Below are 10,964 nucleotides of genomic sequence, written 5' to 3' on the forward strand. Positions count from 1 at the left end.
CTACTGTGATCTCTTCATTGCACTTTGTTTATTCAAATGTTTTTGAAATTGAATAAGTATGATTCGTATTATAGAACGCTTTTCAAAACACTGTCAACAACTTTTTATATATTTTTTTAAATTCCACTTTCGTCCTATAATTCTTTTTGTAAATCACCCATTACAATTCCTATGCGAATTATTTCATTTTCTAGTAAATGTAAAACATATTCCTCTACTTCATACTGAACTAATAATTCTTTTATTTGTATGATTTCTTTTTCAAATAAAACGGCTTCGTGACATGTTTGTAGTAAAATAAAAAACACATTTGCAAACATTTCTTTATGCGCTTTCATACTTTCTTTTTTATGAAGCATTTCAATCAATAACCGCTTCATTTCCTCACCTGTACATTTACCATGTACACTTGAAAATGCACGAGACATAATACATAATCCTTTTTCTAATATTTCATCCATGTATAAAATAATACGTAAAAGCATCACATATTCTCTCGCAGTTATCTCACCCATTTTTGGTCGTTCTCGCAAAAATACACTGAGCCAAGCTGTCCAAAACTTTTGTTGTTCTTTTACACTTAATGTTTTGACGTAATAGCATAAAAACTGCATAAACTTAATTTTATTTTCTTCATTTTCTAGTATGAGTAACGGGTATAACCAATTTGTTTTTTGCTCCCAATATAGTACACATTTAATAAATACAAAGCTAAGCCACTTCAAGAAAGCTTCTCTCGTATGCGGATGTAATACTTCCAAATGTTCTATCGCATACTTAATAAATCGCTTCATTTCTGTAAATAAAGGTAAATTTATTTGCGTGTAACATAAGCCGGCCCATGCATATTCCGTAATCTCATTTTGTTTTTTTAAATCTAAGTATGGTAACAAATATTTTCGGCACCATTGTTTTTCAATATGATATAGAAATGTAATATCTGCTATTAAACGAGCAAACATAAAGTTTGTTCGTTCCGAATTAACTCTTACTTGTTCTTCAAATAAAAATAAATATTCATATACATTACGATCGTATAAATGATCATATGATAACAACTTTAATAATACAGCCGTCATTTTTCCAACTGGATGCTGAATTGATTCATTATAAAAATCTTGTTTCCCAAGCTTAAAGTCTGTATCACTCTTCATAACTTGAGGGAACACTGAAAAAGCAAATCGTTTTACAACACGTATACTATTCTCTTCTAACTCTTCTAGTCGATTACTAATTTCATATAGAAAACTACTAATTAACCAATGAAAAGCAGTATTTCTAACAAATTTCTGCAATAGCGGAATAATTTTTTGGATTTGCTCATTCGTCAATCCTCGATTATTTCGCCATTCTCTAATACAAACAAACCATACTTCATTACTTATTTCTTGCACTCCTACTAATTGGTATGCAAATGAAATACTCCACTCTGTGTTTAATTTACATGCTTTTGATAACATCTCTAAAAAATGGCGTTGTTCAAAAACACCATCTTGCGAAAATTGCTGAACTTGCTTCATAATTTCAACATCTTTCAGCTGCAATAATCCGTCAGCAGTTACATTACAAGTAATGCTTTCTGCTGTATCTTCTTTCTTTTGTACACTGTATCGTTCAGAATGAAAATGAGGATGCTTTTGCTTCATTAACTCATACCCATTTGCCGTAGATGGGCTATTCGAATCACACTTGAATAATAAGTCTAATACGAGACATGCATCAAATACCCTCTCTTCTGTAAGATGCTTTATTACAGTTCGAGTGACTTCTTCTTTTGTTTTTTCTAAACAATGTGCATAATGCCTTTTTAAAAGTTGAAAAACTTCGTGTTTATAAGTGAAATCTAAAAGAAGTCCTTCATGTAACAACCATTTCATTTTGTCATCTACACGAACAAAAATATTTTTATTCATCGCATCAATTGCAATTCGCTTTTGAAGTACACTATTTGCTTCTATCATTTCTGTAATATAATAATCCGCTTTTTTTTCATTGTTTTCGCATAAATAAGTTAGACACTCTTTTACAATTCGTATTAAAAATGCAAGATCATTTTGATGAAACTCTTTCTCTACATTTTCCTTATTTCTTTTTTTCAGTGCCGTTTGTCTTAACGACAACATTCTCAATTTTTCTAATCCAATCATCATAATTGGAACAGCATAATAAGCGATATATGGCCTCATCTTTTCGTTCCAAATTTGCTCCACATGAGAAAATGTAGATACTGGTAAGCGACTCGATTCCTCGAGTTCTATTGATTCTTGCGTATCATTCCCCCATTTTCTTACACGTTTCAACTTCAGTTTTCCGTCTAAAATAAAAGTTAGTAACAATAAGGCAATTTCTTTATGCTCAGGAAAAGAACATTTTTGCAGTAACTTAGAAATCTTTTCTATAGAGCTACTATCTTTTTCAGCTGTTTCTAATAAAAGGAGTGTCCACCTTGCAAACAACAGCGGGTCCATCTTACTCTTCGTTTCGTTTAAGTAGTTACAAATTGTTCTCCATAATAACGGTGATATTTTAGAATAGTTTTTATAAATTAATTGAAATAATTCTTTCTGATGACTAAAAAGAAATTGTTCCACTAACCATTCTGCAAGTAATTCATCTACTTCATTATAGTTTGGCGTAAGCATAAACAAATTTTGTAATTTACCTTCTGCTTCTAACCATTCGACCCATTCATAATCATGAGCAAATTCCACAAAGTAACGTACTGTTTCAATTTTTTTAATCGATTGCTTTATGTATGATAATTGTTCCTGTTCTACTGACGGGGGAACCGTTACAATATCCCGAATACGCATTCTTTTCGTAATATAATTATCACCCATTAATTCAGCCCAGCGTTTTACTGCTTTTACGAGGGATTGATGATTATTCACCTTATTCGGATACACAATTGGTCTTATCCCTAAATGTTCCCAGTGGTACGTATTTTCTCCTTGTGCGACAAAAGCAAATCGTCTTGTACTTGGTGGTAAACCAGTTGCTAAATATTTCATTACTGGGTCATTATGACTATATCCAATGAATAAAACGGTGTAATTTGAGAATAGATCAACTAAAAATCTTCTCGCCCACCCTTCCGTTAAGTAAGCCCTTCCAAAATCACCATCTGTTAAAATTAAAGCCTCTTTCTCCTGTTCTACATTACCATGTATATAAGCAAGACCTTTAAAAGCTCTCCCAGTCGGTAAAGCTGGAGCGTAATAAACATTGATATCTCTATTTATTTCTCTAATTGCTGTTGTAAAATGTTGATCAAAATTTGTTGTTACAATGCGGATATCTGTATCTAAAGGAAATAGCCTTGGAATTGCATAATGCAATGGATTCGGTTTTGATTTCTCTATATGAACAAGATCTCTTGCGACTTGATGTACATCTTTTGTTTTCGCAATTTTACCAAGATAATAATCATGTGGTTCTGTTATTTCACGTTTTTCGACATATAACGTTTTTGCAATTTCATCAACTAAATCATCAAAATTCGGTAAGTTTGATTTCCCTTTCATAGAAACTCCCGCTCCAACAAATAATACTAACTTTCCTTGCTCAAGGTGATCAATTAACTCATCTGGAATTTCTACTTCTGAAGTAATCCACATCCTGGATTCCCCCTTACCTAAAAATGTCATACACTCTCATTTTACTATAACATTTTTTCATTGTTTTTATAATATTTAGACTAAATTCCGAACATGAAAAAGTTTTATGTAAATAAATCCGTTACAATGTATGAACTCCAGAATTTATTGAAAAACTATGTATAAATCGGAGGTGTAAATTTTGAATAATTTCACAGTAGTGCTTATCAAGTTTATATCGTGCATTATCGCATTTAGCATTGGGCTTGCTTTATTTTTCCCTGCAACGTTTGTCCAAATTATTTCATTCAGTCTCTTTGTTACAATCGTATCCTACATGTTCGTTGATAAAATCATTTTAAATCGAATTGGCAATACTGGTGCCATTATGTCGGATTTCTTATTAACATATTTAAGCGTATGGATTTTCGGTAATATTTTATTAGACAACTATATGCAAATTGCATGGGGCAGTATCCTTTCTGCCATCGTCTTCACTTTATCTGAAGTAATCGTTCATCGCTTCTCTAACTCTCATACAAGGCACAACAATGATAACATTCGTATTAATCGCCGCTTTGCATATGGTACAGAGTTTGCTGAAGAACAAAATATATTGGATAAAGATAAAAAAAAGTAACGTTTTAATGCAGGAGCGCCCTTTTTAATTATGTGGTGCTCCTTTTTTGTATTTTTTCATTATGGTACGTGAAATTATATAATTGATTATTTCAAAATACCGACTTACTAACAGTATTTGACGCTATTTTTTCTAATGAAAACTGCCTCTTATTTAGAGGCAGCCACTTTTAAGTCTTTTACTTCAACAACATCCGCAAACGCTCCCAATACTGCGTTATGATGTTTCACAATATCTTCAGCACGTAACACTTCTGTATTAAATGTACTATGTGCATCACTCACTAACGTTACTTTATATCCTTCACTACATGCTCTGCGCGTTGTCGTATCTACACAATACTCTGTTTGCATTCCCGAAAGAATAACGTGTTCAATTCCTTTCTCTTGTAACACTTCGCTTAAGTTTGTATTATGGAATGAATCTGGAGTCGTCTTTTCAACTATATTATCTCCTTCTTGCGGAGCGATGGCCGCATGGATTCGCCATCCATCCGTACCTTTTTCTAACGGATGATCTTTAGGACCGTTATGTTGGATATAAATAACTGGAATATCATTTGAACGACATTCCATAATAAGCTCTTGCAGTGTTTGTAAAAACTTTCCCCCATTATGTACTGGCATTCCAGCTGTATACATACCCGCTTGCACATCAATTACGATTAATGCTTTTTTCATTTCACACATCCCCCTTTGTTTGTATAAGCCATTATTATTGTTTATATTCCATCATCCAACAATCTTCTAATTTCCCCTCATGCAACTCATGTTCCTTTAAAATCTTTACTTTTTTAAATCCACTTTTTTCATAACACTTTATTGCCCGTTCATTATTTACTTTCGGATCCATTGCAATTGCTTCTGCTCCCATTTCACCCATAATATATGTAATTGCTGCCTGAACAAGTTTTGTTCCAATTCCCTTTCCCCAATAGGCTGGTTCACCGATAAATTGGTCCATACCCCATACATTTTGTGATTCTTTATAGCCATATAACGCTTTCCACTCTGAATCCACTGGATACATTTGTATGTAACCAATCGGAATGGTATCAAATTCTATTAAACATCTTTTTTCATTACTGTTTGGACTATGTATAAAATGATCAAGCACCTTTTCTACAGATTGCGGATTATCTCGTCCTTCGTAATACCGCAGGACTGCTGGGTCCGTTAACCATTTAGAAATGATAGATGCATCATCTTCCATTACGTATCTAATCAATAAACCTTCTTTTTGAAAAAGCATATTATACCTCTATTATTCCTTTATATTTTTTCTTGCTGTTACATCTTTCATTGCACCTACTAATGCATATGGTAGTAATGTAATCGCAAAAAATGCTGTAAATACGTTAAATTGCGGGATTGTATAGAGTGTGAACCATTCAGTGAAAAATTGAGAATTTAATATTCTATTAAAAAACTCTCCGCCTGGCCTAAAGTTTGGTGCCCACGCAGTGATTTCACACAAAATAAACAGTAACTGAACAATAAAAAATGCCCCTAGATAACGAAACCAAGTCCGTTTCCATATAGGTTGTGCATTTTTTAATATATCCCCCATCTTACCCCCTCCTTAAATATCCATCATATTGATTATACACTTTCCTCACTTCATTTGTTAAAATTTTCTATATAATTAATACTGTTGGGGGAATACATTATGTCTAATCCTATATTTACATCCACTTTAATCATTCTTAGAGGAAACTCCGCAAGTGGTAAAACAACGATTGCAAAACAACTACAAGAACATTTCGGACAAGGGACACTTTTAGTATCACAGGATGTTGTACGTAGAGATATGCTTAGAGTACACGATACAATGGGTAATTTATCACATGATTTACTATTTGAAATTACGAAGTACGGAAAAGGAAAATGTGAATTTGTTATTTTAGAAGGTATATTGAACAGTCATAGGTATGGTGAGATGTTAAAAGAATTAATTCGTTATTTTGATGAAAATGCATTTGCATATTACTTTGATTTATCATTAGAGGAAACTATTAGACGACATAACACAAGGGACAAACGACACGAATTTGGTGAAGATTCCCTACAAAAATGGTATAATCCGCACGATACTATTAAGGTTGCCAGAGAAACTATTTTTACAGATAACTTTACGCAAAAAGATATATTTGATGCAATTCTTAATGATGTTGCGATCAAAAAACAAGCCTAACATATTATGTTAGGCTTGTTATGTATTTTGTATTTCAGTTTTTATAATTGAACAATCTATACATAAATAATAGTATATATTCATTTCCCCAAACTGGAAATTAACTACTGAAATAAGTCCACGTTCCTCAATATCTTGAGTAATTGTAGCAACATATTTCATCTCTTTCGCACAAGTTGGACACGCCAAATCCTTTGGAAGATCATCATATAACGGTACCCCTAATAATCTACATACATATTCAGAACCGAACAAGTCAAAAGCTTCCCAGTAACTATCTTCATCTGTAGGTATATCTTCATTTTTCATATTTATAAGCTTTACCGTTGTTTTTGGTAATAAAACTGGTAACTTATATTCCTCTTCCATTATCCATTCTTCTGTATTTTGCTGCTGTATGATTTGAACAGTTTTCCCTCCATCACTTAACTGAAAATATTGCGGTTCCCATACCATCGCGCAGTTTAAACATGAAACGAATGGTAAAATATTTAGTTCATTACTTTTAAGTTCAGCAAGTCTCCCATCTTTTAAATCAAAACAGAGAATTTGATGCATCTTTTCACCGCATAACTTACATACTGGCAAATTACAATCTTGACCGCCAAAGTAATGATTATATGAACCTCTTCCTTCAATTACTCTATACCCTTTCCTTTCTTTGCAATGTGCACCATATAATTCTGTTGTCATATTCTATCCTCGCCTTTTATAAGAGTGATTCACAAAATGATAATAATTAAGACTAAAAAGCATCGTCTTCCTGAATAGTTTCCATAATAAATTCTTTTAAACTCGGACATATTTCTTCCATTTCGTCATCCGCGTGATACCAAATATATATTTGATCATCCATTTTTCCATTATTTATTTTAAAGCACAATTTATCCCCTGAACCATCGTCACCAATTATGATAAGGTTTTCTGAAATATACTCATCTCTCATGTCAACATTTTGTCTAACTATATCATCCCAAGTTTTCGTTACATTTCTATTATCTTTAATCGGATATAGTACCCATTCCCCTATTTCAGCATTATTAACTAATTTAATAAGATCCCTATATTGATTTGGGAAAGCAGCACCTAACTTTTCTTCAGTTTCTTTTATTTGCAGCTCCAATACACCTTGTTTCTTTATTTCAATATATTCTCTTACTTCTTTCATGAAATACACCTATCCTTTGAACTTAATTACACTATTATGAGTGACAGTGTTTAGTAAACGATTTGATCCAATTTATACATTTCATTATACGTTAATCCTTCGTTTTCAACATACTACTCTTCTCTACTTCTCAATAAACTTCTGTTCTACTTCCTTACCTCATTCTTAATAGTTTTATTTTCTAAACATCATACATTTTTTATGTTTTGTTACAGGTTTAGTAATAAGCCATTTAAAAATCCTATTATCCTTCTACTAAAAAAATAAAAGCCAGCCTCAATAAAGAGAACTGACTTCTATTTGGATAATTATTGTTACTATAAAATTTTCACTTTAACAGTTTGTCTTCCCCAATTCATAGCTTTACTTTTTGAACCCATTAAAACATCAATACGATTACCTTTAATTGCACTTCCAGTATCACCAGCGATAGCTTCTCCATAACCTTCTACCCATACTTTAGATCCTAATGGGATTACTTTCGGGTCAACTGCGATAATTCTCATATTCGGATTTGCCGTTAAATCATGCCCCATCGCAGTTAAAACGCGTCCACCATATGTACCATTTTCACTTGGATCAGCAGTATACGCTGTCGCTACTACCGTTAATTCACGTTTAGCAGACTGTATGTTGTTTTTAGATGCTTCTTTCGCTCTCTCTTCTTCTTTAGCTTTTGCTATTTCTCTTGCTTGTTCTTCTTCTTTAGCTTTTGCTATTTCTCTTGCTTGTTCTTCTTCTTTAGCTTTTGCTATTTCTCTTGCCTTCTCTTCTTCTTTAGCTTTTGCTATTTCTCTTGCTTTCTCTTCTTCTTTAGCTTTTGCTATTTCTCTTGCTTGTTCTTCTTCTTTAGCTTTTGCTATTTCTCTTGCTTGTTCTTCTTCTTTAGCTTTTACTATTTCTTGCGCTTTCGGTTCTTCTTTGACTTTTGCCTCTACTTCTTCTTTGACTTTTGCTTCTTCTTTAGGCTTTACTATTTCTTGCACTTTCGGTTCTTCTTTAACTTTTACTTCTTCTTTGACTTTTACCTCTTCTTTAGGCTTTACTATTTCTTGCGCTTTCTCTTCTTTTTTAACTTTTACTTCTTCTTTGACTTTTAACTCTTCTTTAGGCTTTACTATTTCTTGTGCTTTCGTTGTTTCTTTCGCTTTTGCTACTTTCTGCGTCTTTACTTCTTTCTTTTCTTTAACTGATTTTTGTACTTTCGCTACTTGCTTCGTTTTCTCTTCAGTTTTCTTTTCAGTTGGTGCTGTACTTGATAGGAAAGAAACGTTTGCATAAGCAGTTTTTCCTTTATACTCAAATTGCAGCCATCCGTCTTTTACTTGATGCGTTGATTCAATTACATCATCTTTTTTTAGTCTGCCAAGAATTTCTGAATCCGTGTTTGCTTCAGTGCGTACATTTAACAAATTCGCCGTTACATGATATACATCTTTTGTAAACTCCGAACTTACAAACACTTCTTTACCATTCAACTCAATTTTTGACCAGCCATCTTCGGTATTTATGACTTTTAACTCTTGCCCATTCTTTACTTTTTCGACCACTTTTGATTCTGTAGTCGGTTTTTCACGTACGTTAAGTACATCTGCTGTTACAATTGTTTCTGCGGTAGCAGTTGTGGTAAACGCCCCCAATCCAAAAACAGTTGCTGTTGCTGCGCCAATTACTTTTTTCATATTAGCCTCCATTAAATTTTTTTGAATTTTACCAAATGCCTTCGTAAAATTGTATAATCTTACATAATATCAAAACATTTGCAACAGTATATTAATATTGTTTAATATACTGTTATTAAAACTCCTTACTCCAATACTATCAAATTCTCATTTCTAATTCTATATATTATAAATCTCCTTATCTTTTATAAAAGCTCCATGCCCTTCTTCACACTAAATAGTTGTAGCAATTCCCGCCAAAAATAAACTTACGATTGCTAAAATTTGAGTAGCGACTATAGCCCCTCTTAAATGAAACTTATAATCTTTATATCCTTTCATACCTTCCGTACTAGGAATCACAACAAACCTTGGAGTAATCCAGCAAAAAATTAGCCAATCAATTATAAGTAAATCTACTAAATTGAAAATCATTAAAATACCAAAAGTGTGTAAATAGGCATCCATATACATTAATTTTTCATGCTTATGTAGTATATATGTAGAAATGAAAGGAGTACCGAAAAGAATAGTATTATATAAAATATTAAAATAAATGGTTTGCTTTTTTTCATGAATCGATTTTGGAAAAACTACTTTTTGAATATCTTTCGGATAATCAGTTAATGAAAGTCGAGGATTATAATATAAGGACCCTAAAATCATTACAGATAGTACAATAGACATGATGACACCAACGTACATCATTTGCTCAAATTGATTCATATACTGTATTCACCCTTTTCTGTAATTACTATGATGGTCATTCACTTAATTACATATTGTATGTACGTACATAATCAAAAATTAACAACTAGCTTTAATAGCAAAGCAAAATTGTTGCAATGCAAATGCAAATTTAATACAGTGGAAGCCTAATTGATACAGATAGGATTGGTGAAACCTATGAAAATTGAACATATCGCAATTTGGGTAAATGACTTAGAATGTATGCGTGATTTTTATATAAAATACTTTAATGGTAAAGCAAACTCGTTATACCATAATGAAATGAAACAATTTGAATCTTATTTTATTACGTTCGAATCTGGAGCAAGGCTTGAACTTATGCGTAAAAAAGGGGTTGAAAATAAGCCTAATTTAAACATAACTGGCTATGCTCATATGGCTTTTTCTGTCGGTAGTGAAGAACGAGTGAATGAACTGACAAAGGTGATAAAAGATGCTGGTTATCCTTTATTAAATGGACCACGTTTTACTGGAGATGGCTATTATGAAAGTGTAATAGGTGATCCAGAAGGCAATCAAATAGAAATTACGATTTAACTTACCCTTTTTTACCACCTCCATATTTTCCCACGGATTAGGCGGTGCTGTTGCTGAGGTGCCAAATGAGGCAACTGCTTACTTTTACCGAAAAGCACTATCAAACATGTCAATATTCGCTACTTGGGAGCAACCAGAAGGTGCCGCTGGAAGTATTCGATGGGTTGAAGACTTCCGCTTAGCGATGCTTCCATTTACAAAAGGTGTCTACGTTAATACGCCTGACCTATCCATTAAAAATTGGCCAGATGCATACTTCAGTTGCAACTTTGACCGATTAATGGAAGTAAAAGCGAAATATGATCCGAAAAATATTTTTAACTTTCCGCAAAGTATTCCGCTTTTTTAAACTATATATTACACCTAATATATTAAAATATAAAACATCCATTTTTTAAATGGGTGTTTTATAAATAAAG

At 32.6% G+C, this 10,964-nt stretch carries 12 protein-coding genes; 4 read left to right on the forward strand and 8 right to left on the reverse strand.

Annotation, left to right across the window (positions count from 1 at the left end):
• Positions 1 to 134: 134 nt before the first annotated feature.
• Positions 135 to 3,617: a DUF4020 domain-containing protein gene (locus ABWK52_RS22745; protein ID WP_141536737.1), complete on the reverse strand. Its 3,483-nt coding sequence runs from the start codon at positions 3,615 to 3,617 to the stop codon at positions 135 to 137.
• Between the two features lie 181 nt (positions 3,618 to 3,798).
• Here ABWK52_RS22745 and ABWK52_RS22750 point away from each other — a divergent pair, with 181 nt between their 5' ends.
• On the forward strand, positions 3,799 to 4,236 hold the full coding sequence (locus ABWK52_RS22750) for a YndM family protein (protein WP_098280451.1): 438 nt from the start codon (positions 3,799 to 3,801) through the stop codon (positions 4,234 to 4,236).
• 149 nt (positions 4,237 to 4,385) lie between these two features.
• Here ABWK52_RS22750 and ABWK52_RS22755 read toward each other — a convergent pair whose 3' ends face one another.
• Genes ABWK52_RS22755 through ABWK52_RS22765 form a run of 3 tightly spaced genes read right to left on the reverse strand, consistent with a single transcriptional unit; the run spans position 4,386 to position 5,805 of the window.
• The gene (locus ABWK52_RS22755) at positions 4,386 to 4,916 is read right to left on the reverse strand and encodes a cysteine hydrolase family protein (protein WP_044797280.1); all 531 of its coding nucleotides are present in this window, start codon (positions 4,914 to 4,916) and stop codon (positions 4,386 to 4,388) included.
• 34 nt (positions 4,917 to 4,950) lie between these two features.
• On the reverse strand, positions 4,951 to 5,487 hold the full coding sequence (locus ABWK52_RS22760) for a GNAT family N-acetyltransferase (RefSeq protein WP_000898772.1): 537 nt from the start codon (positions 5,485 to 5,487) through the stop codon (positions 4,951 to 4,953).
• Positions 5,488 to 5,499: 12 nt separating this feature from the next.
• Positions 5,500 to 5,805, reverse strand: coding sequence for a YfzA family protein (locus tag ABWK52_RS22765; RefSeq protein WP_000502338.1), 306 nt, complete (start codon positions 5,803 to 5,805; stop codon positions 5,500 to 5,502).
• A 99-nt stretch (positions 5,806 to 5,904) separates the two neighbouring features.
• Between ABWK52_RS22765 and ABWK52_RS22770 the strand changes: the two genes are divergently transcribed.
• A complete protein-coding gene (locus tag ABWK52_RS22770) occupies positions 5,905 to 6,429 on the forward strand; it encodes a kinase (protein ID WP_000070081.1) in 525 nt (174 codons plus the stop codon).
• Positions 6,430 to 6,447: 18 nt separating this feature from the next.
• Here ABWK52_RS22770 and ABWK52_RS22775 read toward each other — a convergent pair whose 3' ends face one another.
• From ABWK52_RS22775 to ABWK52_RS22790, 4 genes are all read right to left on the reverse strand, one after another.
• Positions 6,448 to 7,122, reverse strand: coding sequence for a hypothetical protein (locus tag ABWK52_RS22775; RefSeq protein WP_000206086.1), 675 nt, complete (start codon positions 7,120 to 7,122; stop codon positions 6,448 to 6,450).
• Between the two features lie 52 nt (positions 7,123 to 7,174).
• Positions 7,175 to 7,597 (reverse strand): SMI1/KNR4 family protein, encoded by a 423-nt coding sequence (locus ABWK52_RS22780; protein WP_061666495.1) that lies wholly within the window; start codon positions 7,595 to 7,597, stop codon positions 7,175 to 7,177.
• 317 nt (positions 7,598 to 7,914) lie between these two features.
• Positions 7,915 to 9,279 carry a cell wall-binding protein EntB gene (gene entB / locus ABWK52_RS22785; RefSeq protein ID WP_353772149.1) on the reverse strand — a complete coding sequence of 455 codons (1,365 nt, stop codon included), beginning with the start codon at positions 9,277 to 9,279 and terminating at the stop codon, positions 7,915 to 7,917.
• 213 nt (positions 9,280 to 9,492) lie between these two features.
• Positions 9,493 to 9,984 carry a hypothetical protein gene (locus tag ABWK52_RS22790; protein ID WP_001071234.1) on the reverse strand — a complete coding sequence of 164 codons (492 nt, stop codon included), beginning with the start codon at positions 9,982 to 9,984 and terminating at the stop codon, positions 9,493 to 9,495.
• Positions 9,985 to 10,164: 180 nt separating this feature from the next.
• Here ABWK52_RS22790 and ABWK52_RS22795 point away from each other — a divergent pair, with 180 nt between their 5' ends.
• The gene (locus tag ABWK52_RS22795; RefSeq protein WP_000687533.1) at positions 10,165 to 10,545 is read left to right on the forward strand and encodes a VOC family protein; all 381 of its coding nucleotides are present in this window, start codon (positions 10,165 to 10,167) and stop codon (positions 10,543 to 10,545) included.
• A gap of 58 nt (positions 10,546 to 10,603) precedes the next feature.
• Positions 10,604 to 10,894 (forward strand): BBE domain-containing protein, encoded by a 291-nt coding sequence (locus tag ABWK52_RS22800; protein WP_025966090.1) that lies wholly within the window; start codon positions 10,604 to 10,606, stop codon positions 10,892 to 10,894.
• Positions 10,895 to 10,964: the final 70 nt, after the last annotated feature.

The organism is Bacillus sp. AP50 (genome assembly GCF_040492675.1).
GTDB lineage: Bacteria > Bacillota > Bacilli > Bacillales > Bacillaceae_G > Bacillus_A > Bacillus_A cereus.

Coding starts and splice junctions, on each gene's coding strand:
- entB (WP_353772149.1), bottom strand. CDS start 9,279: ATGAAAAAAGTAATTGGCGCAGCAACAGCAACTGTTTTTGGATTGGGG.
- ABWK52_RS22795 (WP_000687533.1), top strand. CDS start 10,165: ATGAAAATTGAACATATCGCAATTTGGGTAAATGACTTAGAATGTATG.
- ABWK52_RS22765 (WP_000502338.1), bottom strand. CDS start 5,805: ATGGGGGATATATTAAAAAATGCACAACCTATATGGAAACGGACTTGG.
- ABWK52_RS22770 (WP_000070081.1), top strand. CDS start 5,905: ATGTCTAATCCTATATTTACATCCACTTTAATCATTCTTAGAGGAAAC.
- ABWK52_RS22755 (WP_044797280.1), bottom strand. CDS start 4,916: ATGAAAAAAGCATTAATCGTAATTGATGTGCAAGCGGGTATGTATACA.
- ABWK52_RS22780 (WP_061666495.1), bottom strand. CDS start 7,597: ATGAAAGAAGTAAGAGAATATATTGAAATAAAGAAACAAGGTGTATTG.
- ABWK52_RS22745 (WP_141536737.1), bottom strand. CDS start 3,617: ATGTGGATTACTTCAGAAGTAGAAATTCCAGATGAGTTAATTGATCAC.
- ABWK52_RS22775 (WP_000206086.1), bottom strand. CDS start 7,122: ATGACAACAGAATTATATGGTGCACATTGCAAAGAAAGGAAAGGGTAT.
- ABWK52_RS22760 (WP_000898772.1), bottom strand. CDS start 5,487: ATGCTTTTTCAAAAAGAAGGTTTATTGATTAGATACGTAATGGAAGAT.
- ABWK52_RS22790 (WP_001071234.1), bottom strand. CDS start 9,984: ATGAATCAATTTGAGCAAATGATGTACGTTGGTGTCATCATGTCTATT.